This is a genomic window from Aliiroseovarius pelagivivens (assembly GCF_900302485.1).
Taxonomy (GTDB): Bacteria; Pseudomonadota; Alphaproteobacteria; order Rhodobacterales; family Rhodobacteraceae; genus Aliiroseovarius; species Aliiroseovarius pelagivivens.
This window is the reverse complement of record NZ_OMOI01000002.1, coordinates 573,028-595,899: the sequence shown is the minus strand read 5'-3', so window position 1 is coordinate 595,899 and position 22,872 is coordinate 573,028. Positions and strand designations below refer to the sequence as shown.

Below are 22,872 nucleotides of genomic sequence, written 5' to 3'. Positions count from 1 at the left end.
CTCATGGCAGCATCATGCCGCGCAGAACAAAATAGAACAGCGCCGCCAGGAAGGCCGAAACCGGAACAGTGATGATCCAAGCCGAGACGATCTTGAACAGCGATGCGCGATGCACCAATTGCCGTTTCAGAGCCTTCTGCAGCTCTTTACGATCGGCCGCGACAATGACCGCTTCGGGGCCCATTTTCTTCAGCTCGTTAAGGATCCGCTGTTTGTCTTCGGGCGGTGCATTCTGGAACGTCATCAGAACCTGTTCGGCCAAGGCGAAGTTTTTCTCGCCTTTGTGCTGACGCAATACATCCTCGACCACTTTGCCCAATCGGGTTTCCAGAAACTCACGCAGAAACCCGACACCGAACACGGCGCCCAAGGCCACGTGGGTCGAGCTGATCGGCATCCCCAGTTGGCTGGCAATGATCACGGTGATTGCGGCGGCCAATGCGATGCAGAATGCGCGCGAGCGGTCCAGCTCGGTGATTTCCGACCCTACAGTCCGGATCAGTTTGGGGCCGAACAGGGCCAGTCCAACTGAAATACCTATGGCACCAATCACCATCACCCACAGCGGGATGGCCACCTTGGAACTACCGCCTGCACCGGCCGTCAGTGCATCGACGACACCGGCAAGTGGACCCACGGCATTGGCCACGTCGTTGGCGCCATGGGCAAAGCTTAGAAGAGCAGCCGAGATAATCAGAGGGATGGTGAACAAGCTGTTTACGCCATCCCGGTTGTTTTCAAGCGTTGGCGCGATCTTGTTGATCATCGGCCTAACGATGACAATGACTGCCAGACCGGCCGCAAGACCGATCAACATGGCCGTCGGAAAGTCGATCTTGACCAGCTTCTTGATCCCTTTGAGCGCGATATAGGTGGTGAACGCCCATGTCATGATACCGATCATGAACGGCACAACCTTGCGGGCTGCCTCGACCGGATCGGCTTTGAAGAAGATCGTCTTCTTGAGGGTATACAGGAACAAGGCTGCGATGATTCCGCCAGTAACGGGCGATATCACCCAGCTGAGGGCGATCTTACCCATCGAATCCCAGTTCACTACATCCCATCCGGCTGCCGCGATCCCGGCACCCATCACGCCACCGACAATCGAGTGCGTGGTGGACACAGGTGCACCCAGCCAAGTGGCCGCATTCAGCCACAGAGCAGCCCCGATCAGCGCGCCCATCATCACCCAGATAAACACATCCGGGTTGTCTACGTTGGCGGGATCAATGATGCCTTTCTTGACGGTCGAAACCACGTCGCCGCCGGCAATGATGGCACCGCCCGCTTCGAACAAGGCGGCGATTATGATCGCGCCCGTTAGGGTCAGAGCATAAGACCCAACCGCTGGTCCGACATTGTTGGCGACATCGTTGGCGCCGATGTTCATGGCCATGTAGGCCCCGATCACCGCAGCCGCGATCAGCAGATACAGCTGGTCGACGTGTTCAAACGTCGTGCCAGTATAAATCACAACACCGACCACAAATAGGATTGCAGTCCCGAGGCGTCCAACCTCGGAACGGCTAATATCAGTCGCACTTTCAATCTTCAGATAGTCTTTGACTTTCATGAGCAGTCCTCATCCCAAGTTTTCAGGAAATCACAACACTCCTCGGCACCCAAACGAGACCAAGTTCTTCCGCTTAATTGATGCTCAAGACTGAGCAGAAAAGCGCAGCTTTCGATATGCGACAGATCAAAGGTGTTAAAAAAAACTGAAAGTCCTTCGCCGCAGCCCCTTCTGATTGTGAGATCAGAGTTCAGGGAGCTAGCGAAGATCTACCTTTCGCGTGTCTGGTCCGTTCGGCACCAGCGCGACATTTCTTGGGTTCAAGCAGTGGGCCGACTTTCTGCGGGCTCACGCTCCTCGACGTATAGGACATCGAAGGATCGGCTGCGAAGGGTGCGATGGACTAGATTGAGTTTGGGCGCTTCGTCAAAATCTATCACCCAGAGTGGATATGAGGGGAAGACTTAAGCCAACTACTTAATATCGCAGGTGAAGCTTTCTGGGGTCGAGGGCAGCGCGCGATTGCTTCTAATCGCAAGTATCATTTCTCGAGGCGATCTTATGATACCACCAGCTGCTTTGAATGACTGCGACAGATGTGTAGCGTTCTCGACGATCACTCCTGTTGCACCAGTGCTGTCAGCATATGGAATTACAGACCGTAGTAGCGCATTCAGTGCCTCTGGTTCGCTCGCCGCAAGCATCTCGCAAATGAAGAAGCGTGTAGGTACGCCGGCTTTCATCCAATCAAGAACATATCCACCCACAACTCCGATGGGTGTCTCTCCACGTTTAGCAACACGCTGAAATGATGCAGGCGCTGCACCAAGATGGTGCGACAAGGCGGCTTTCGATGGCATCCACATCAAGCTGTTGTCGGAATGCTGCTCAGCTATCAATTCTGCCCACGCGTCCGCGTCGTTCTGATCAGACTCGCACACCGTGATCCCTGACAAATCAAGGTCGGCCGACATCAATCTTCGCTTATTTACGACATGCTGTTGAAATCGAAGTTCTTCAACCTTGTACCCGGCTTTTTCCGCCGCGCGACGGCGGTTTGGGACCAGTGTCTTGTCGGGTTCAAAAAAAGCCAAACTTAGAGAGTCTGGATCCGTTTCCAGCGTATGAATCGGAGAAAGACCCGCCGCAACTGCCATCTTCTCGCCAAGAGATAGGTTCGGCTGGCTTGCCAGATGAGTGACTAGGTACCCATCAAATTTCTGGCCCGCTATAGCAAGGGAACGATAAAGCGATGCTTTGAATCCGACCAGCTCTCCGGCATCATTGCGAAAGCCGCGAAGAAAGTGGCGGTCGGCATCTGGCCCCTTGTAGAGCCAGCTAAGATACTCGTGACTGAATTCAGGACAGCCCGTTTCACCGTATAGCTTTGGCCACACGTCGTTCAGCAGTTGACGAATTTCCTCGATATCGCTGTCGTTTACAGACGTATAGAAGAAGCTGCCGTTCATCCCTTGGCGCGCGTGATGAAGGCCGTCATATTGTCAATGGTGTCGAAGTTTTCGAGCGTAATTTCGGATTGAGGAATATCGACTTCGTATGTCTCTTCAATGAAAGCAACAACGGCTGTCATCGTGAAGCTGTCGATATAGCCTTCCGAGAACAACTGGGTGTCATTCTGGAACTCGTCGTCAGACATGCCGGTTTCTTCAGCAATGAATTGGCGAAGCTGGTCAGAGATACTTGTCATTTTTTAACGCTCTTGTGGGTGAATTCTGATGGCTCTTTAGATGTTTGTGTTCGTAGATGCAAATATGGCTTCTTAATGGCAACTATTCCGTTGTTGAATTTCGCCTTCAAACGGGTGTCGCAACAGTTTTCTTTGGTATATCAGAGATAAAAATTTTCATGGATGACGCTGATGAATTCGGATGAACATAGCTTTGAAAGACGCCTAGCCGACGCTGATTGGCGGTCCCTTGATACTCCTTTCTACGTGTACGATCTGGACGAACTGACTGCACGGTCGACAACTCTTTCAAAGCTGTTCTTGGGACTGTTTGAGCCAAGCTATGCGATAAAATCGAACCCCAACCTGGCGGTGTTGCGTCAAGTGATGAAACAGCTTGATCACATTGATGCTTCGTCAGCACATGAAGTTGAACGCGCATTGGCCATCGGACTTGAGCCAAGTCAGATTACTTGGTCAGGCCCCGGCAAGCGCGCCAGCGAACTTCGAGCGATCGTTGGATTGGGCGTCTCGATCGTCGTGGAAGCAGAAGACGAAATCGAGCTGATTGGCGAAATTGCGACTGCTGCTGGGGTTCGTCAGGACGTGCTGCTACGGATCAATCCAGATCATGTTCCAAAGGGTTTTGGAGCAAGTATGTCCGGCAGGCCAAGTCAGTTCGGCATTGACGAAACTAAAGCAGCTGGCGCTATCGCACGGATTATGAGCGAACCAGCGCTTAAACTGACCGGTTTTCATGCCTACACCGGATCCATGTGTCTTTCGCCTGAACCGATCGCAGAAAACATCGCCAATCTCTGCGAGATTTTTTCCCGCGCGTCGGAAGCAGCTGGGATCGTACCCGAAAAGCTGATCTTCGGTGCCGGCTTTGGTATCCCATTGCATGATGGGCAACATGCGCTTGATATCGAACAGGTTCGCGACCTTGTTGCGCCTCATATCGAAAAGCTTTCTCGTGATCCGGTATTGGGAAATGCAAAACGACTACTCGAGCTTGGCAGGTGGATTTCTGGACCGTCTGGAGCTCTTGTCACGTCAGTTCTATCTTCCAAGGTCAGTCGCGATATGCCGATCGCTGTCTGCGACGCTGGCTTCAACAACCACCTGGCTGCAGCTGGCATGATGGGTTCAGTTTTTCAGAAGAACTATCCTTTTGTGGTCCTTCGCCAAACAGGTGAAGGGATCGAGGCTGTTGAACAAATGCTGGCCGGGCCGCTTTGTACATCAATCGATCAGTTGTCGCGGAAAATCTCACTGCCTCTTCTGCACCGCGGTGATGTGCTCGCCGTTATGATGTCAGGTGCCTATGGCTTGACCGCAAGCCCCACCCGTTTCATCAGTCATCCCGAACCGGCTGAATATGCCCTGCAGCAAGGGGCGTTGGCTGATATTACTGAAAGTTCACTGAACCATCTGGGAACTCTTACAAGGCTGAATGTGAAATGATCCCACTGAAAATTCTCGGCTTCCCTCGCTCAGGAACATCTCTGCTTCAGCGCCTCTTGACCGCGCATCCAGATCTGCATTGCCCGCCAGAAACTTATGTTTTTTCAGGCATGGCGCGCATGATCAGGGAATCCAGTGGCGAGGGGCCTGATCTTGGGATGCTAACAGGGCTTGCGTTCTCGGGGTTCGAGGAGGAAGAGGTCCTGGCACGCATCAGGGCATTGGGATTTGGCTTTCTAGGGGAAGCCGCAGCAGCGGCAGGTAAAGCCGGATGGGCCGAAAAGTCGGCATTTGATATCTTTGATATTGCCGAGATCGAAACTCTGCTCGCTGGTCATTGCCGCTTCATCTGCGTTGTGCGCAATCCACTTGATGTTATCGCATCCATGAAAGAACTGACGGATCAAATGGGGCAAAACGTCCCCGAAATGCGCCCATGGATGGCACAGCATGAGAACTACTATGTTGCTTGGGCCGCAGCTTGGCGGGATTTAACCGGACAGTTGCTGGCGATGCATGAGCGTCTTGGAGATCAATCTCTAGTGTACCGTTATGAGGATCTGATTGCCGATCCCGAGCTGGTGCTTGGTAAAATCACCGAATTCGCCGACATCAAACCGTTTGACGGGCTTCCGAGACCTGACAACTCACAGATTGGCCTTGGTGACTGGAAGATCTTCGCGACGGAGGGTGTCAGAAAAGACAGCCTCTCGCGTTGGCGTAAGTCGTTGCCGCGCAGCTCTGCGCGCGCGTGCCTTGAAATTCTGGAACCTCTGATGGTGCAGTTGGGGTATGACATTCCACGCATCTCGGCACCGCTAAGCCGCCAAGCGCGGATATCCCAATACCAACGCGCAAAACAAATGAGCCTTGAGCTGCGCGAGAAGAACGCAGGGAAGTAATGCACCCATTTGACGCCTTTCTGAACAATACCGCGACTGATCCCGAAAAACCCGCTGTCGCACAGGGACATCTCGTTTGGTCACGGGCACAGCTTCTTGATCGGGCTGCCCAGTTGGCGGCCGCGCTTTCCGGCCAAGGCTTACAACCAGGGCAACGTGTCCTGGTGGCACTACCCAATACAGCTGATTTGGTGGCACTTATCCCCGCCATCTGGTCGCTTGGTGGACTTCCGATGTTCGTATCAGCGAAAGCAACGGACCATCAAAGACAGCTGATCCAGTCGCGTCACGCGCCAGATCTGACAATCGATACGGCTGGATTGGCACAGCTAGAGGCCCCTCGGCCCAGCCTTGGGACTCACCGCCCTGACGCCAGTTCTGACGCCTCTGTGGTTTTCACTTCGGGATCATCCGGCCCCCCCAAAGGGGTCGTCCAAACAGGGGCGACGCTAACGGAAGGGGTTGCACGTGTCGCGCGATCGATTGGTTATAATCCAGAAGAACGCATCCTCGTTCCAATTCCCTTCGCCCATGACTATGGGTGGGGGCAGCTGCTGTCCGGGTTGGTTGGCGGACATTTCCTGATCCTGCCCGAGCGAGATATTCTGCCCGACATCGCCAAAGCAATAAACACGCATCGCCCGACGGTGTTTGCTGGCGTGCCGTCGCTCTATTCCGCGTTGCTGTTCGGCATTTCGGGCTTCGAGACTGCAGACACAGACTCGTTGCGTCTGCTGACGTCCACCGGATCGCCCTTCACCGATGGGCTTTTCAAGGCGTTGTCGGATCGCATCCCCGCTGCTCGCATCCTGCGCAATTACGGGCTGACTGAAACTTACCGCACCTGCTGTTTGAGTCCGGACCAGTCTGCATCTCGACCTGGGTCTGTCGGCCAACCTATCGACGGGGTTGAGTTGCGAATTGTGGATGGGAAAGGGTCTTGTCTGCCTCCGGGACAAGAGGGAGAGGTTATTCATCTAGGGAAGGGTGTGTTCGAACGTTATCTTGACGACCCGGATGCAACTTCACAAACACGCCGCCTGCTGGATGGGCAACCCGCGGTATTTACCGGCGATGTAGGAATGCTTTGCGAAGAGGGCTTTTTGCACCTGTACGGAAGACGTGACCGGCTGATCAAATCTCTGGATATTCGTGTCAGCCTCGACGATGTTGAAGAGGCTATGGAAGACCTGCCCAATGTGGCTGAAATCGCCGTTTTGGCGCGAGAGCACGATATTCAGGGCTCGGAACTGGTTGCGTTCTGCGTCCCCTCTGAAGAGGTCACAGCGCGACAGATTCAGATTGCTGCAAATCGTGCTTTGCCAACTCATATGCGCCCGCGCCACATCTACCTTTTGAAGCAGATGCCGCGTACACCGGTTGGGAAAGTCGATTATCCGGCCCTCAGATCGAAGCACCTCTGATCGCCAGCCCGCAGCTTTAAATCCGGCACTCTGCACACGCTTCCTGAACAGGATATTCGTATCACATCCACCGGTCTCACCATTGAAAGTCGTAGGGGCTCGTACACACTTGAGACGTGTGCCTGAGCGACAGATGATTACTGAAGCGCAAGAATAACTTGTCTGTCAGCGCTGCTTCTGTAAAAACCTCGAAACTGTTGCGCTGACTATTCAGGCTAGCAAGCTGTTGACGATGAATTTGTACAATGGCGGACATAGCCATAGCTATTGTCAGGACCGACATACTTTTCTGAGAGGCATCGTGCCAAATCGGCCGGGTCTCTTGTACCGATTTGATTGCGAGGTTCTTTCATGCCGCATGAAGTATTAACTCCCGCAGAGGCTCGTGGCTCGGCCTCGAAAAACCGGCTGCGTCAGTATCCCGGCGCGAAAAGAGGCCGCGAAAGACTTTTACCTTTTGCACAGCCACAGATTAAGACGGCGCTTGCATTTCCAGAGGGTGCAAAGTTCTTCGTTGCAGGAAATTGCTTTGGTCGAAATGTGGAAAAAGCACTGGCGAAGGCCGGGCGGTCCTATCTTTCCAGCCCACGGGACCTGGACCTGCCGGGATCTGCAACGCAACAATACAACCGATACAACATTTTCAACTTGGACGTCTCGACCAACGAAGTGGCGTGGGCTGTCGATCCCAGCGCCCCATCACCCGACGACGCATTGATTCAAGTTGGTGACGAATGGGTTGATCTGCAGATTCATCTGACTTTTGCCCACGAACTTGAGACGGCGCGCGCCTATCGAAAAGAGTACAACACAAGTTATTCCGGTATCGCTGACGCCGACGTTGTAATCCTGTCCAATAGCGGGATCGAGCAATGGTATGACGCCAAGACAGGCCTGTACTTGAACGGAATGCCCTCTGCCAAAATGACAGCTCAGGAACCGAACCGCTATGAGTTCCATCGCTTGGACGTAGAAGCATGTGAAATGAGTTTTCGGCGCGCAATTGAGATCGTTCTTGCAAACACGCGGGTGTCACCGATTATCTTGCTGGCAGTATCACCGGTGGCAAGACCGTTTGTTTATGGTCAGAACGACGCGTTGATTGAGAACTATCTGGCGAAATCTTGTCAGAACGTAGCTGCCCAGAACGTGTGCCGTGACTATGCACAGGTTGAATATCTTCCCAGCCTTGAATTCGCCATGTTGAGCGACTTCAAGTTCGCCTATCAGACCACTAGCCCCAATCACAGTACTCAGGGACACGCCAACCGCGTCGTAGCTGAAATGCTTCTGCGCTATGAGGGGGAAAGTCCAGGTTATCATACGCTTAATGCCATTGGCCAAGTCGAGGCACTGATTTCCGCCGAGGAATACGATCAGGCCGTCAATGTAGCGGAAGATGCATTGGAATCAGGCGCGCTTCGGTCGGTTGATTTTGATTTTCATTACTCACAGGCCCTAATGCGGGCAAAGCAGCGGACCCGCGCTGCTGATTGGCTGGTTGGCCGTTTGGATGAAGCCCATGGGAATGACAAAGACAAGGTCTTCCGTTTGGCGACAAACATTGTGCGCTCATACGGCACACAAGAGCAAATCGACACCTTGATTGCCTATGCCAAGACAAATGGAGTCGAAGAAGGAGCCATTGAACAGCTTCAAAATGCCATGGCTTCTCGACCCAAGACCGTAGCTCAGTCTATTGATGCAAGCGCGGTCGCTTCAATTGTTACACTATTTAGAGCTCGGGATTTTGAAAGCACTGCCACCGAGATTGAAAAGGTGTTTAAGCGCCCAGATGTGACAGAGGCCACTATTAACCGACTGTTGCCGCTTTTGATACAGAGCTACATGAACACCAACCGCCATCAATCTGCCATGGAGCAGCTTCTAGACGAGATTGAACGCAACGAGACACCAATGCCTCGCTGGATCACACTGCTGGTGCGGCTTGCTGCTTCACGAGCAGATATTGCCATAATTGATCGAATTCTAAGCAACCGGGACAAGATGGACGATGTGGTAGACCTATCCGCACTAGAGCGCAGACGAGCCTCGTTGAATGGAAAGGCCCCTGACAGCGTGCTTGAGGCATAGCCTCTTTTGGGGGCACATTCGGAAATGGGCGCGAAACAACATAGTATCTTGCTTCTGGCGTTTGGCCAGTCGAATGCCGACGTACACGATGCGGGGCCAAGGATCTTTGCGGATGTCGAGAATAGCTTCCCCATTTTCATGCCCAATGACGGCAAACGAATTCGAGGGTATATGGGGCGAGAGCGAACTTCCAAGATCGACGGTTTCGATCACATATCGCTAGCTCCTCAGGCCATCCAGTCACTACTAGTGGCCGCAGCCGCCCGACTTTACACAGATTTGGGTGATGATGCGCCTGAGCGCATGATTGTACGCTCAGAAGCGCGAGGCGGGCGCAGATTCAACGGGAACAAGACAAACGGTGTCGTTGTAGACGGAATCTATCGAAATCACGACGGGACGCATTCAACGATCTTTCTGAACTTGCTTAAGACACTTGATGAGTGTCTTTCAGTCGCGGACGGACTGCCGATTTCACAAGTTCACCTAGTCTGGTTGCATGGTGAGGCTGATCGCGCGATGGCGCGAGAATCCTATAGCAACCATTTTATCGACTTTAAGTCAGATGTTGAAAATCACCTTAGAAACTATGGTGTCGATCCCCAATGGTGGTTGGTTCAGGCAAGCGGCACCGGATCAATGGGCGGGGGAAATCACTGGCCCAACCGCCTTTCGGTAATCGACATGGCCGACCAGCACGACAATGTTGTTTTTCCCCTGGCGGCCTATGCCTATGAACAAATCGACGGCGCACATTTCTCGGGGCGCGGTAAGAGGCAATTGGGCGAAAACCTTGGACGCATTATAGCGCTTAAGGAAAATGGTGCAGACCATGTTGTTCCGCGCCCGATTTCATCCTTTTCTTCAGGAAACGAGGTCGTCCTAGAATTCTGCACGGACCATCCGCTGGTAATCGATGAAGAAAGTCATCCAGCACCTGACCGGACAGTGCTCGGCTTTCACACCAGAGACCGTTACAAATCTACGCTTGTGGACGTTGAGGTCGTCGACAAGGTGCATATCAAGCTTCGCTTTGACCGAGAGCCCAGTCTGGAAACCTTAGTCATCAACTATGCTTATCAGCACAATCGCCGTGGTGAAATGTCTGCGAAATCAGCATATCCAGTTGGACGAGGCTGCCTTCGAAACACGGTATCAAGTTCATCAATCTACGACGAAGATACTACTTTGCACGATTGGGCCGCAGGTTTCTCGATTGCATATCGCGACTTGATCTGACGCTTACTAATCCAAATCGACGGGTAGTACGGCGCAGAATATCTTTCCAAGCGGGGAGAGTTAGTCACGGCAGTCATGTAGCTTGAGCGAACACCCCTTCTCTCCAAACTCCCGAAGGAAGCGCTCATGGCCCTACGGACAGGTTCACTTGGACGGTTAGCAATACAGATGGCTTCACCATCAACAACACAGAAGCAGTTGGTGAACCACTTCAGCTGTTTGACGACAAAGACGACTCGACCAGCGATGAACAATTGTCTCTGCAAAACCGCCGTGGTGCTTGGCATTTGTTGGCGCTAGATCCAAACACCAAAGTCCAAGCCACTGTTTTCAAATAGTATGTGTGAGAAAAGTGGTGCCTCAAGAGGGACTCGAACCCCCGACCTTGTCCTTACGAAGGACCTGCTCTACCAGCTGAGCTATTGAGGCATCGCGGGCCATACTATGGCCCTACTCATTCATCTCACTTGCCGCGAACCCTTTGGTTTTGCAAGTCATTCTCGCGGGGAACCGCAACTTACGAATGACGTGCTCTACCAGCTGAGCTACAGCGGCCCACATGTTGCCGGGCGATTTCCACCCCGCAGCGTTGGGGTTTTTAGACCCGACATGATCATTGCGCAAGAGAAAATGGCCATCACCAATCTGCACAAAAGGATGTCCGATGCCCCGGGGGTTTCAAGTTAGTCTTTGTGTCGATGCAACGCGCTGAACCGACCGAACAGCAGTTCGCCGACGCAGATGGGCTCGAAGATGTAGCTGACATTGTGCTGTTCCAGGTGCCATGCCCGCAAGCCGGGATATGACGGCATCCGCCGTGCGCCAAAGAATATGCTGTTGGACGTCGCGAAATAGGCAAGCGCGATGCCGCCTGCAAATGTCAGCTTCATGGAACTCGAATAATGCCAGATGATCGTGGCGGGGTATCAGGCGGCGACACTGTAGCGCCGCCTGATGTGATTACTATGCGGCGGGTTTATCGTCGGCTTCTTTAACGACTTCGCCGTCCAAAACGGCAGCCTCATCGCCGGCGTCTTCCGCATCCTCAACCTCGGCCACAGGGGCATCGCCGACCACCAAGGGCAGCATCTCGGTCCCGGTCGGCACGGCGCCCTCGGCTTCGGGTGCAGATGTCCACGCCAGCGTGTCAAACCCATCGCAGTTGTTGCACACCGGCAGCCAAGCGGCATGCACATGGTTGCAGCTTTCACAAACCCATTGCGGCCCACGCGGCGCCGTCACGGCCCGCGCCAGAACGGCACGCACATCGTGATCCGATGCGCCCTCGCCGCGTTCAATCGCCGCCAAAAGCGTCAGCGCACGTTGCGTAGGCATCGTGTCGGGCAGATCGCCCAGCGCTTTGCGCGCAGCGGGATAGTCTTCGGCCGTGATGTTCAGCTCGGACAACAGCATCCGGGTTTCCGGGTTACCATCCTGATGCTTGGTCAGCGCACGGAACCGCTTGATCCGCTCGGCCGGGCTTTCGTCTGGGACGATGTCGGCAAAGGCAGAGGCCAGGTCGGGATGGGGTTGCGCCGACCACGCTTTGACCAACACGCGCGAGGCATATTTTGGTTTGCCATCCGCAATATAGCCACGCGCGGCCATCACCGCAGCCGGCACCAAATCAGGCGACAGGCGGTTGGCTTCAATGGCTGCAAGCCGCGCCTCGACGGGGTTGCCCTCTTTCATCACGCCCTTGGCTTCTGACAGGGCCAGAACCGCATCGCGGCGCTTGTGCACATCGCGCGGTAGGGCGCCGTATTTCAGCTTGGCGCCCAGCGTTTTGCGCGCACCAGCCCAGTCGTTGTTCTGCGCCTGAAGGCCCAGCAGCACGTCCTGCGTTTCGGTGTGACGCGGCTTCAACGCAAAGGCTTTCTCGGCCAGCTTCATCGCGGTCTCGGTATCACCCTCCTCCAGCTTCTGCTTCATGATCCCACGCACACCCACAAACTGCGTGCGATTGTCTTTCAGAAGACGTTTATAGACCTGCGCCGCCTTGTGCTTGTCGCCTGACATTTCAGCCGCCTGCGCGGTCAGAAGGTTGGTCAGTTCCGGGCGGCGTAGATATTTCTCGGCCCGGGCGGCTTTCGACATCGCGGTCGAGCTTTCGCCCGAGGCGATCGCCATCATACCTTCGGCCAGTGCTTCGTACCCCTTGCGCTCGCGCGAGCGGTCGAAATAGCGTGAAATCGCGGTTTCGTCGCCGTTCACAAAGCGCACGAAGGCGACAAGCAGCCCAAACACGATCAGCGCTAGCCAAATCGCGATGACCAAAAGCACCCCGGCAATCACGGCCTGTAGGGGCTCCATGTTGAACTCGGTTCCGCCAACGGCAATGCGTACGCCGCCATCAGTTTCCATGAGGATCCCAGCGCCAAACGTCAAAAGCGCAATCGCTGCGATGAAAAGGACAATCTTAATCAAAGACCAAAGCATTGGCGTATCCTCAGTTCGTGTTCATTTGCTGGGACAGATCGCTCGCGGCCGCCAAAGCGTCGCGGCGCTGTGTTGCGCTTGCAATCCAATCGGCCAAGGCAGGTTGTCCTGCTTCGGGCATGGCTGACAATTCCGTCAAAGCCGTGTCCACATCCCCAGCTTTCAGCGCAGCCTCAGCGCGCGACAAGATAGCGTCCGGATCGTCGCCCTCTTTCGGCTCCAAAGACCGCGTTCCCAGCTGCGTGCGGAAGAACGCAGACACCCGGTCCATCGAGCCCGCTTCGACTGCCGCGCGAATAGCAGCTTCCAGCGACGCACGCGCAGCTTCCGGGAAGCTGGACTGAAGCGCCTGTTGACTGGCAACACCGTCTGCAGCGACGGACGACAGCGCGTCCGGTGCGGCAAGGCCCGCGTTTTCGGTTAGATCAAACAGCGCATCCCCAAAGGGCTGGCCGGTTTCAAGGGCTGCATGCACCCGCGCCATCGCGGCACGCGCAGCCGCTGCCCGTGCGGTTTCGGCGGCAGAGACTTCCAGCGTCTGTGCATCTTCTTTCTGGCTGGTAATATTGGCAAGCTCGGTATCCAGCATCTGCCGCATTTGCTGCAATTCGCGTTCATACGCGGCAGCAGCGGCAGCCGCCGCTTCCATACCCGAGCCTTGGGGCAGTTTCTCAACAGTGTGAATGCGGTTCTCAAGCGCGTCCAGCTTGGCGGTCATCCCGTCAATCTGCGTGCGCAGCTGATCCATCGTGCCCGATGTCTCGCCCCGAAGGCGATCCAACGAGTCGTCCGCGGCCAACGCCTGAAGGCTGTCACCTTGGGCCGCCGTGCTGCTTTCCAGCCCTGCGATGCGGTCCTGAAGCGCGGCCATTTCGGCGATCATCGGATCTTCTACAGACTGCGCAAACGGCCACTGATCGGGATAGCGTGCAGCACCAAACCCGATCACCGCAGCCACCGCGCCACCCAAAAGCAACGGTACAAAACCAGATCCGCTTTTCTTGGAGGCTTCTGAAACGGGGGTTGGGGTCGGCTCTGCCGGGGCTTCAACCTGTTCGGGAGCCTCTTCAGGAGCATCTGCAGCGTCGGCGTCTTCTGTCGGCAAATCTTCGCCGTCTTCGCCATCCGCGCCTTCGGCTACCACAGCTTCATCCTGTTCGGGCTCTGGTCCGGTCTCGTCATCTGTTGGATTGTCAGGAGTATTCTCCTGTTCCTCGTCCAGCTTGGTTTCATCGACAACAACGGCGTCTTCCACCACTTCCGTCTTTGCCTTGGCTGTTTTCGGAGACTTGGCCAATATAAAGAACCCCTCGAATCTTACTCTAAAATGCTGCAGCTGCGTAGAACAGCCTACCGCTTGCCTTGATGCTGCTCAAGTAACGTGACGGCCCAACGCTGCGACAATCCCGCTCACCATCGCCTCACCCGTAGGCGCATCGACCACATCAGCAGGTCCGCGCGCCGCCGCACACCATTCGGCTGCAACCGCATCACTCATACTAATTACGTGGAGTTGCGGGCCCGGTTTCGCAATGGCTTCTCCAACCAAACGCGCAGAGCGCGGCGAAAAAAGGGGAAGCAGGGCGGGGTCTTCCCCTTCCAATGCAGCCCGGGCGTGTTCGGTCAGGGGCTGTGCTACCTGCGCATAGACCTGATGATCGCGGCAGGTCAGGCCCGATGCGGCCAAACGGGCCGAAATGTCGACCGCTTTATGTGAACCGCACAGGTGCACATAGGTGGCCGGCCGCGCGTCCAGCAACTGCAAAAGCTCGTCAGCGTTTGTCGCGATGGTTTGAACCTGTGCCCCTTGCGCGCTTGCGGCCTCGGCGGTGCGCGCGCCGACGCAATGGGCGGGAATGCCAGACAAATCCCCGCGAACCGCGTGTTCCGAGGTCAGGATCACATCAGTCTCGTCGGGCAGGTCAGGCCATGCTCCAACCGGCTGGATCCTCAGAATGGGCGAGATCACATGTGGCACCTCACGGCCCAGCGCGGCCTCGACCTGCGTCAAGAACCGGTGCGCCGCCACTTCTGGGCGCGTCAGGACAAGGATCGGGAACTTGGGCATATGGGTGGCCGGGATTGTCTGCGAACTGTCTAGGTGTTACCCCGAGCCGACCCACCACCGCAACAGATCGCATGACCAATGACCAATTCTGATCAACCCCTTTCCGTTCTTGGGCTGGAAAGTTCATGCGACGACACGGCTGCGGCCGTGGTGCGCCACATACCCGGGCAAGCGCCCAAGGTACTGTCCTCCGTGGTGGCTGGACAGACCGAGCTGCACGCCGATTTCGGTGGCGTCGTGCCCGAGATCGCTGCGCGCGCGCATACGGAAAAGCTGGATAGCTGCGTCGAACAGGCTCTAACACTGGCGAATATGGAACTCTCTCAGGTCGACGCCATCGCCGTCACCGCGGGCCCCGGCCTGATCGGGGGCGTGCTGGCGGGCGTCATGTGCGCCAAGGGATTGTCGATCGGATCGGGCAAACCCTTGGTCGGTGTGAACCACCTTGCGGGCCACGCCCTGACTCCGCGCCTGACGGATCAGGCGGCGTTTCCCTATCTGATGCTTCTGGTCTCTGGCGGGCATTGCCAGTTCTTGATCGCCAAGGGACCGGAAGAATTCAGCCGCCTTGGCGGCACCATCGACGATGCACCCGGCGAAGCCTTCGACAAAACCGCCAAGCTGCTTGGCCTGCCGCAACCCGGCGGCCCCTCGGTCGAGGCCGAGGCAAAGAACGGCGACCCCAAACGCTTCAAGTTCCCGCGTCCCCTGATGGATCGTCCGGGCTGCGACATGAGCTTCTCTGGCCTAAAAACTGCCCTTCTGCGCGAACGTGACCGGCTGGTGGCCGAACATGGCGGGCTTAGGGTGCAGGACCGCGCTGACCTGTGTGCCGGTTTTCAAGCTGCCGTGCGCGATGTTCTGGCCGAGAAATCGCGCCGTGCGCTGAAAGAATATCTATCTCTGAACCCCGCCGAACCCACATTGGCCGTAGCCGGGGGCGTGGCGGCAAATATGTCCATTCGTGGCGCGTTAGAGACTGTTTGTGCGCAGCATGACACGGCTTTCCTAGCCCCTCCGCTGGCGCTGTGCACCGATAACGCCGCGATGATTGCTTGGGCCGGGATCGAACGGTTCCGCGCTGGGCATCAAGATGACATGTCCTTGCAAGCGCGCCCAAGGTGGCCGCTTGACCAACGTGCGCCAGCAATGTTGGGATCAGGGAAAAAGGGAGCAAAGGCATGAGCATTTCAGTTCTGGGCGCAGGCGCATTCGGTACGGCTTTGGCGATCTCGCTGGCGCAGGACGGCCGCGCAGTCGGGCTGTGGGCGCGCGATCCGGGCGACATGGCATCTGCACGCGAAAACACCCGCCGCCTGCCCGGTTTTGCTTTTCCTGACAGCCTTACGGTGCTGGAGAAGATCGAAGATGTACAGACCTCGGACATCATTCTGTTGGCTGTTCCGATGCAAAAGCTGGCTGGGTTTCTGGCCGAGAATGCGACCCTATTTCAGGACAAAACGCTTGTGGCGTGCTGCAAAGGGGTCGATCTGCAATCCGGACTTGGTCCGGCCGAGATCATTCAGCGCAGCTGCCCCTCGGCCACGCCAGCGATCCTGTCTGGCCCCAGCTTTGCGGTGGATATCGCAGCCGGACTGCCCACCGCACTGACCTTGGCCTGCGAAGACGGCGAGGCGCTGCAAGCCGCTCTGTCCACCAAAAACATCCGCCTGTATCGCAGCAGCGACCTGATCGGGGTCGAGATCGGGGGCGCCCTGAAGAATGTCGTCGCCATCGCTTGCGGCATCGCCATCGGCGCAGGCTTGGGCGAAAGCGCCCGCGCCGCCTTGATGACCCGTGGATATGCCGAAATGCAGCGTTATGCGGCCCTAAAGGGTGCGAACTCTGACACGCTGTCCGGCTTGTCTGGCTTTGGAGATCTGACGCTGACCTGTTCGTCTGCAAAGTCCCGTAACTATAGCTTCGGACTGGCACTTGGCCACGGCGATCCCCTGCCGGAAGGCACCACCGTGGAAGGGCGCGCAACCGCCAAAGCAGTCTCTAACTTTGCCCAAAGCGCCAATATCGAAATGCCCATCGCCCAGATGGTCGTGGCCGTGCTGGACAAACAATTAACGATAGGACAGGCTGTCGAAAGCCTTTTGTCCCGACCCCTGAAGGAAGAATAAATGCTTGTTGCTGTGATCTGCACTGACAAACCCGGTGCCATCGAAACCCGCAAAGCCAACCGCGATGCGCATCTGGCCTATATCAAGGACACCGGCGCGGTTGCGCAGGCAGGTCCGTTTCTGGATGCCGACGGCATGATGTGCGGGTCGCTTCTGGTGCTGGAGGTTGACGACATGGCCGCCGCACAGGCGTGGGCCGACGGCGACCCCTATGCCAAGGCCGGCCTGTTTGCCGATGTCCGCATCGAGCAGTGGAACCGGGTGGTCGGCTAATGGCGTACTGGCTGTTCAAATCCGAAGTCTCGACCTGGAGCTGGGACCAACAGGTCGCAAAGGGTGACGCGGGCGAGGAATGGGACGGCGTACGCAACTATCAGGCGCGCAATCATATGCGCACGATGAAAGTGGGCGATCTTGGTTTCTTCTACCACTCGCAGAAGGAAAAAGAGATCGTCGGCATCGTCGAGGTCATCGCTGAAAGCCATCAGGATAGCTCAACCGACGACGAACGTTGGGATTGCGTCGACATCAAAGCGGTGCGCGCGCTGTCCAAGCCCGTGACGCTGGCCATGTGCAAAGACGACCCGCGTCTGGCCGAAATGGTGCTGGTCAACAACACCCGCCTGTCGGTTCAACCCGTCACCGAAGCCGAATGGGCCATCGTGTTAGAGCTTGCCGGCGACGCTTGACAAACCCCCTGCCCGACTGATCGCATAAGGTCAGTCGAACAGGAGGAAATCATATGTTGGAAGTCATCGTTGCTGCCATTGCGGGCTATGCTTTCGGCGCAGTTTGGTACATGACGCTGTCAAAACAGTGGGTTGAAGCCTCGGGGATCCAAACGGATGACGCGGGCAAACCACAGAACGCATCCGACCCAAAACCCTATATCGTGGCCTTTCTGGGGGCGCTTGTTGTCGCCGGGATGATGCGGCACATGTTCAGCATGGCGGGCGTTGATGGTGCTGGAAAAAGTCTGATTGCCGGGTTGGGCCTTGGACTGTTCGTGGTTGCCCCGTGGATGATCAACAATGTCATGTTCAGCGACCGGTCAAAATCTCTGATCTGGATGGATGGGGGCTATGCCGTTGGGGGCTGCACCATCATCGGGCTGGTTCTGGGTGTGATGTAAGAAACAAGAAGGGGCCCGACGTCTCGGACCCCTTCCTCACCCCACGCGCTCCCTCAGCACCGCACGTGTCTCTGAATTTAAGGTCCGACCGTCCTGATCTTCGTAGATGAAGCTATCGAAAGCTTCTGCATCGTGCAATTGAATTGCCCCTAAAATACCGTTCAATTGCAAAGAGTTACATTTAGACTCCGTTAAAGAATCAAAAAGCGCGACCCAAAGGGCCGCGCTTTGAAAAGGTCAGGTGTCTGGGCTGATCAGCCGTAGACGGCCTCTTTCCCGAAGTGCTTTACCAGCATGTAGTACACAACGGCGCGGTACTTGTTGCGCTCGCTGCGGCCGTAGGTTTCGATCACGGCATTGATCGCGTCCATCAGTTGCGGACCATCGGCAAGGCCAAGCTTCTTGATCAGGAAGTTGTTCTTGACGGTCTCAAGCTCGCTTTCTTGGGTCGCGGCTACAGTCGACGCATCGTCATTATAGATTGCAGGGCCACAGCCAATTGTCACCTTGGTCAAAAGATCCATATCCGGCGACATGCCGCATTTGTTCTTAAGGTCATCTGCATATTTCGCGATCAAGTCGTCACGTTTTCCCATCTGTGTCTCCCAATTTTATGGACGTTCAATTCAATTCCTCGAAACTCTAGGCCCAATCAGGATTTCCACAAAGGAAAAGTTTGTCGCAGCTTTCCCCCTATGTTTTTTCGCCTATCTGCCGCAGGATGCCGGCAACATACATTACTCAAGGAGGACAAAATGGGTCTTTGGAACTTTGTAAAAGGCGCTGGCAAATCGCTTTTTGGTGGCGGAGACGAAACCGCATCCGCCGACACCCTGAACAAGGAAGTTGCTGATCTGGGCATCGACACGTCGGGCCTGGACATTCAGGTCGATGGCGAGAAAGTCACCGTCAAAGGCGGCGAGAACCTGAGCGCGGAAGACCGCGAGAAGGTCATCTTGGCCGTCGGCAATGTCGAAGGCGTGGCCGAAGTCGAAGCCGATCTGGACAACGAGCCGACCTTCCACACCGTTGAAAAGGGCGACACTCTTTGGGCGATCGCTGAGAAGACCTTGGGCAACGGCGCCCGCTATAAAGAGATCTTTGAAGCCAACAAGCCGATGCTGAAAGACCCTGACCTGATCTATCCGGGCCAGAACCTGCGCATTCCCGGCTGATTTCGCTGGAATTACCTTTGATTGCGGCCTCGCATCTGTGGGGCCGCAATTTTATTTTAGATAATCGTTGTAAACCGCAACTTTCGACTTGTGACGCCCGCCGTTTCCTTGTCTCATCTCGTGGACAAATTACACGAGGGACAACAGGACATGGCTTCATATCTCAAATCCACACCGACACGTGACGGCTTCTTCGGCGAGTACGGAGGCGCAATGCTGCCGCCCCCGCTGGAACCGCATTTCAAGGAAATCCGCGAAGCCTATGACCGGATCTCGAAGTCGGCCGACTTCATCGCCGAGCTGCGCCACATCCGCAAGCATTTCCAGGGCCGTCCGACCCCTGTGTCCTATCTGAAAAACCTGTCCGAACAGTGCGGTGGTGCCCAGATCTATGCCAAGCGCGAAGACCTGAACCACACTGGCGCGCACAAGCTGAACCACTGCATGGGCGAAGGTCTTCTGGCCAAGTTCATGGGTAAGAAAAAGCTGATGGCGGAAACCGGCGCGGGCCAGCACGGCGTGGCGCTGGCGACTGCGGCTGCCTATTTCGGTCTGGAGTGTGAAATCCACATGGGCGAGATCGACATTGCCAAGGAAGCCCCCAACGTGACCCGCATGAAACTGCTGGGCGCCGAGGTTGTTCCCGTGGGCTTTGGTGGCCGATCGCTGAAAGAGGCCGTCGACAGCTGTTTCGGCAGCTACATGGAGCAAGCCGACCGTGCCCTGTTCGCCATCGGCTCGGTCGTGGGTCCGCACCCGTTCCCGATGATGGTTCGTGACTTCCAGCACGTCGTTGGTGTCGAAGCACGCGATCAGTTCCTCGAAATGACCGGTGGTCTGCCTGACATAGTTGCCGCCTGTGTGGGCGGTGGCTCGAACGCGATGGGCCTGTTCTCGGGCTTTATCGACGATGATGATGTCGAGCTTTACGGCGTCGAGCCCATGGGCACCTCGTCGAAACTGGGCGAGCACGCCGCGACCATCACCTTCGGTGAAGACGGCGACATCCACGGCTTCCGCACCATGGTTCTGAAGGACGAAAATGGCGAGCCTGCCCCCGTGCACACGGTTGCCTCGGGTCTGGACTATCCGGGTGTTGGTCCGGAACACGCCCACCTGCACCGCACCGGCAAGGCGAACTATACCGCCTGTGACGACAAAGAAGCGCTGAACGCATTCTTCACCGTCAGCCGCACCGAAGGCATCATCCCGGCACTGGAAAGCGCCCATGCCGTGGCTTTCGCCATGCGTGAAGCACCGAAGCATCCGGGCAAGTCGATCCTGATCAACATGTCGGGCCGTGGCGACAAAGACATCGATTATGTGACCGAGAACTTCGGGTTTGGCGAAGACCTGTAAATCTTCGGAAATCAACAGATTAGGGGCGCTTCGGCGCCCCTTTTTCGTTCAGCAGATTCAGTCAGCGGCAAAAGCCCCAGCCAGACGTTTGCAGGTGAAAATGATCGGCGTGCAGCCGGTTATAGTCCGGCCCCAGAACCAAGCGGAACCACTTGCAGGAACCACGCCAGATTTGGCGTAGGAACGCCGACTCGTCCGTCGCGCCCTTCCAGTCCTTCAGTAATGTCAGCCTGCGACCGTCAGCCAAAAGCGCGCCGGTAATGTCAAAGGCAGCGGCCGTTGCATGGCTGCTCCACGCGTCTTCATTGCCGCGCGCGGTGCGCATCTTGCGGCAGTTATAGCTGCCAATGTGCAGAAGCTGCGACACGTTCGATCCCAGATGCTGACGTGCGGCGGGTTGGATGTCGTGATGTTCCCACATTGCAAGGCGTAAGGCCGTGGCACAGCGTGTTTCGATGGGGGTCACCTGCGCGCCCACCAGCGATGAAAGACTGCCCCGCTGGGATATTCCGCAATGTTCGCCTGAGACCAGCGGCTCCATCTGCGAGAACCCAACACCGGCCTGCGCAAGCACACCCCGGCACACCGCTTCATCCTGCGAGGCCGCGCGCAACTGCCAACGGGTCACCGGCGTAACGGGCGCGGTGATCGACAACGGACGCGTGGGATTCCAGTGATCTGGCAACACACTGTCGGGCCGCAGCAGTACCCACAGCGCAATCAACCCCAGAAGCACAAGTGACAGCACCGAGGACAAAAGAAAAAGCGCCGCCCGTTGCAGAAACGGACGGCGCTTTTTGGCTTCGTTTTCCATCACCGTACGATCAGTAGCGGTAGTGTTCCGGCTTGAACGGTCCATCAACAGACACGCCGATGTAGTCCGCTTGCTCTTTGTCCAGCGACGACAGCTTCACGCCGATCCGGTCCAGATGCAGGCGGGCAACTTTTTCGTCCAGATGCTTAGGCAGGATGTAGACGTCGTTGTTGTACTCATCACCCTTGGTCCACAGCTCGATCTGAGCCAGAACCTGGTTGGTGAAGGATGCCGACATCACGAAAGACGGGTGGCCGGTGGCGTTGCCAAGGTTCAGCAGACGACCTTCCGACAGCAGAATGATGCGGTTGCCCGAGGGCATCTCGATCATGTCCACTTGTTCTTTGATGTTGGTCCACTTGTGGTTCTTCAGGTTTGCCACCTGAATTTCATTGTCGAAGTGACCAATGTTGCCAACGATCGCCATGTCCTTCATCGCGCGCATATGCTCGATGCGGATGACGTCTTTGTTGCCGGTGGTGGTGATGAAGATGTCAGCGCTTTCGACGGCATCTTCCAGCGTCAGCACCTCGAACCCGTCCATGGCGGCTTGCAGCGCGCAGATCGGGTCGATCTCGGTCACTTTCACACGGGCACCAGCGCCACGCAGCGACGCGGCCGAGCCTTTGCCAACATCGCCATAACCACACACAACGGCAACCTTACCGGCCATCATGGTGTCAGTGGCGCGGCGGATGCCGTCGACCAGTGATTCCTTACAGCCGTATTTGTTGTCGAACTTCGACTTGGTGACGCTGTCGTTCACGTTGATCGCAGGGAAGGGCAGCAGGCCGTTCTTCACCAGATCATACAGGCGGTGAACGCCGGTGGTGGTCTCTTCCGAGACGCCTTTGATCTGGTCGCGCATCTTGGTGAACCAACCGGGGCTGGCTTCCATACGCTTCTTGATCTGCGCGTGGATGACGGTTTCTTCTTCCGAACCGGGAACGCCAAGGTCTTCACCAGCTTCAGCACGGGCACCCAGCAAGATGTACAACGTCGCGTCGCCGCCATCATCCAGGATCAGGTTCGGGCCTTCCGGGAATTGGAAGGACAGGTCCAGATAGTCCCAGTGCTCTTCCAGCGACTGGCCTTTGATCGCGAAGACCGGAACGCCAGCCTGCGCAATCGCGGCGGCAGCGTGGTCCTGCGTCGAGAAGATGTTGCATGACGCCCAGCGCACATCTGCGCCCAAAACGACCAGCGTTTCAATCAGAACCGCGGTCTGGATGGTCATGTGCAACGAGCCAACGATCCGCGCACCTGTCAAAGGCTTGCTTTCGCCATACTCATCCCGAAGAGCCATCAGGCCCGGCATTTCTGTTTCGGCAATGTCCAGCTCTTTGCGGCCAAATTCGGCCAGAGCGATGTCTTTTACGATATAATCTTGGGTCACGGTGTTTCTCCGATCCTGATCCCGTTAATGT

22 protein-coding genes and 1 tRNA gene are annotated in these 22,872 nt (G+C 56.3%); 12 read left to right on the top strand and 11 right to left on the bottom strand.

Annotated elements, in window-relative coordinates:
• Nucleotide 1 precedes the first annotated feature (1 nt).
• The 3 genes from ALP8811_RS15055 to ALP8811_RS15045 all read right to left on the bottom strand — a co-directional run bounded on the left by ALP8811_RS15055 (nt 2) and on the right by ALP8811_RS15045 (nt 3,224).
• The gene (locus ALP8811_RS15055; protein ID WP_108858079.1) at nt 2-1,576 is read right to left on the bottom strand and encodes an inorganic phosphate transporter; all 1,575 of its coding nucleotides are present in this window, start codon (nt 1,574-1,576) and stop codon (nt 2-4) included.
• 413 nt (nt 1,577-1,989) lie between these two features.
• On the bottom strand, nt 1,990-2,985 hold the full coding sequence (locus tag ALP8811_RS15050; protein WP_108858078.1) for a hypothetical protein: 996 nt from the start codon (nt 2,983-2,985) through the stop codon (nt 1,990-1,992).
• The gene (locus ALP8811_RS15045; protein WP_108858077.1) at nt 2,982-3,224 is read right to left on the bottom strand and encodes an acyl carrier protein; all 243 of its coding nucleotides are present in this window, start codon (nt 3,222-3,224) and stop codon (nt 2,982-2,984) included. The genes ALP8811_RS15050 and ALP8811_RS15045 overlap by 4 nt, the downstream gene beginning before the upstream one ends.
• Before the next feature lie 162 nt (nt 3,225-3,386).
• Between ALP8811_RS15045 and ALP8811_RS15040 the strand changes: the two genes are divergently transcribed.
• The 5 genes from ALP8811_RS15040 to ALP8811_RS15020 all read left to right on the top strand — a co-directional run bounded on the left by ALP8811_RS15040 (nt 3,387) and on the right by ALP8811_RS15020 (nt 10,329).
• Nucleotides 3,387-4,670 (top strand): type III PLP-dependent enzyme domain-containing protein, encoded by a 1,284-nt coding sequence (locus ALP8811_RS15040; RefSeq protein WP_108858076.1) that lies wholly within the window; start codon nt 3,387-3,389, stop codon nt 4,668-4,670.
• On the top strand, nt 4,667-5,572 hold the full coding sequence (locus tag ALP8811_RS15035) for a sulfotransferase family protein (RefSeq protein ID WP_108858075.1): 906 nt from the start codon (nt 4,667-4,669) through the stop codon (nt 5,570-5,572). Before ALP8811_RS15040 ends, ALP8811_RS15035 begins: the two co-directional genes overlap by 4 nt.
• Entirely contained in the window at nt 5,572-6,996 is a 1,425-nt protein-coding gene (locus ALP8811_RS15030) for a class I adenylate-forming enzyme family protein (protein WP_108858074.1), read from the top strand. The genes ALP8811_RS15035 and ALP8811_RS15030 overlap by 1 nt, the downstream gene beginning before the upstream one ends.
• A gap of 351 nt (nt 6,997-7,347) precedes the next feature.
• A complete protein-coding gene (locus tag ALP8811_RS15025; protein WP_108858073.1) occupies nt 7,348-9,090 on the top strand; it encodes a GSCFA domain-containing protein in 1,743 nt (580 codons plus the stop codon).
• Nucleotides 9,091-9,114: 24 nt separating this feature from the next.
• Complete coding sequence (locus ALP8811_RS15020) at nt 9,115-10,329, top strand: hypothetical protein (RefSeq protein ID WP_108858072.1); 1,215 nt, start codon at nt 9,115-9,117, stop codon at nt 10,327-10,329.
• Between the two features lie 353 nt (nt 10,330-10,682).
• On the opposite strand, the gene ALP8811_RS15015 is transcribed toward ALP8811_RS15020, so the two are convergent.
• The 5 genes from ALP8811_RS15015 to ALP8811_RS14995 all read right to left on the bottom strand — a co-directional run bounded on the left by ALP8811_RS15015 (nt 10,683) and on the right by ALP8811_RS14995 (nt 14,836).
• Nucleotides 10,683-10,758 (bottom strand) — tRNA-Thr (locus tag ALP8811_RS15015).
• A gap of 254 nt (nt 10,759-11,012) precedes the next feature.
• Nucleotides 11,013-11,219 (bottom strand): hypothetical protein, encoded by a 207-nt coding sequence (locus ALP8811_RS16545; protein WP_108858071.1) that lies wholly within the window; start codon nt 11,217-11,219, stop codon nt 11,013-11,015.
• A gap of 73 nt (nt 11,220-11,292) precedes the next feature.
• A complete protein-coding gene (locus ALP8811_RS15005) occupies nt 11,293-12,768 on the bottom strand; it encodes a heme biosynthesis protein HemY (RefSeq protein WP_108858070.1) in 1,476 nt (491 codons plus the stop codon).
• Nucleotides 12,769-12,778: 10 nt separating this feature from the next.
• Entirely contained in the window at nt 12,779-14,065 is a 1,287-nt protein-coding gene (locus ALP8811_RS15000) for a COG4223 family protein (protein ID WP_108858069.1), read from the bottom strand.
• 75 nt (nt 14,066-14,140) lie between these two features.
• Nucleotides 14,141-14,836: a uroporphyrinogen-III synthase gene (locus tag ALP8811_RS14995; RefSeq protein WP_108858068.1), complete on the bottom strand. Its 696-nt coding sequence runs from the start codon at nt 14,834-14,836 to the stop codon at nt 14,141-14,143.
• 78 nt (nt 14,837-14,914) lie between these two features.
• Between ALP8811_RS14995 and tsaD the strand changes: the two genes are divergently transcribed.
• The 5 genes from tsaD to ALP8811_RS14970 are packed head-to-tail and all read left to right on the top strand — an operon-like array spanning nt 14,915 to nt 18,097.
• Nucleotides 14,915-16,021, top strand: coding sequence for a tRNA (adenosine(37)-N6)-threonylcarbamoyltransferase complex transferase subunit TsaD (gene tsaD / locus ALP8811_RS14990; RefSeq protein WP_108858067.1), 1,107 nt, complete (start codon nt 14,915-14,917; stop codon nt 16,019-16,021).
• A complete protein-coding gene (locus ALP8811_RS14985) occupies nt 16,018-16,965 on the top strand; it encodes an NAD(P)H-dependent glycerol-3-phosphate dehydrogenase (RefSeq protein ID WP_108858066.1) in 948 nt (315 codons plus the stop codon). The genes tsaD and ALP8811_RS14985 overlap by 4 nt, the downstream gene beginning before the upstream one ends.
• Nucleotides 16,966-17,238: a YciI family protein gene (locus ALP8811_RS14980; protein WP_108858065.1), complete on the top strand. Its 273-nt coding sequence runs from the start codon at nt 16,966-16,968 to the stop codon at nt 17,236-17,238.
• Entirely contained in the window at nt 17,238-17,654 is a 417-nt protein-coding gene (locus ALP8811_RS14975) for an EVE domain-containing protein (protein ID WP_108858064.1), read from the top strand. The genes ALP8811_RS14980 and ALP8811_RS14975 overlap by 1 nt, the downstream gene beginning before the upstream one ends.
• A 53-nt stretch (nt 17,655-17,707) precedes the next feature.
• Nucleotides 17,708-18,097 (top strand): DUF1761 domain-containing protein, encoded by a 390-nt coding sequence (locus ALP8811_RS14970; protein ID WP_108858063.1) that lies wholly within the window; start codon nt 17,708-17,710, stop codon nt 18,095-18,097.
• A gap of 254 nt (nt 18,098-18,351) precedes the next feature.
• On the opposite strand, the gene ALP8811_RS14965 is transcribed toward ALP8811_RS14970, so the two are convergent.
• Nucleotides 18,352-18,693, bottom strand: coding sequence for a DUF2853 family protein (locus ALP8811_RS14965; RefSeq protein ID WP_108858062.1), 342 nt, complete (start codon nt 18,691-18,693; stop codon nt 18,352-18,354).
• A 159-nt stretch (nt 18,694-18,852) separates the two neighbouring features.
• Here ALP8811_RS14965 and lysM point away from each other — a divergent pair, with 159 nt between their 5' ends.
• Together lysM and trpB are read left to right on the top strand one after the other, a co-directional pair.
• Nucleotides 18,853-19,272 (top strand): peptidoglycan-binding protein LysM, encoded by a 420-nt coding sequence (gene lysM, locus ALP8811_RS14960; RefSeq protein WP_108858061.1) that lies wholly within the window; start codon nt 18,853-18,855, stop codon nt 19,270-19,272.
• A gap of 150 nt (nt 19,273-19,422) precedes the next feature.
• Entirely contained in the window at nt 19,423-20,631 is a 1,209-nt protein-coding gene (gene trpB / locus ALP8811_RS14955; RefSeq protein WP_108858060.1) for a tryptophan synthase subunit beta, read from the top strand.
• Nucleotides 20,632-20,692: 61 nt separating this feature from the next.
• On the opposite strand, the gene ALP8811_RS14950 is transcribed toward trpB, so the two are convergent.
• Nucleotides 20,693-21,490 carry an extensin-like domain-containing protein gene (locus tag ALP8811_RS14950; RefSeq protein ID WP_245924673.1) on the bottom strand — a complete coding sequence of 266 codons (798 nt, stop codon included), beginning with the start codon at nt 21,488-21,490 and terminating at the stop codon, nt 20,693-20,695.
• Nucleotides 21,456-22,841 (bottom strand): adenosylhomocysteinase, encoded by a 1,386-nt coding sequence (gene ahcY / locus ALP8811_RS14945; RefSeq protein ID WP_108858058.1) that lies wholly within the window; start codon nt 22,839-22,841, stop codon nt 21,456-21,458. Before ahcY ends, ALP8811_RS14950 begins: the two co-directional genes overlap by 35 nt.
• Nucleotides 22,842-22,872 lie beyond the last annotated feature (31 nt).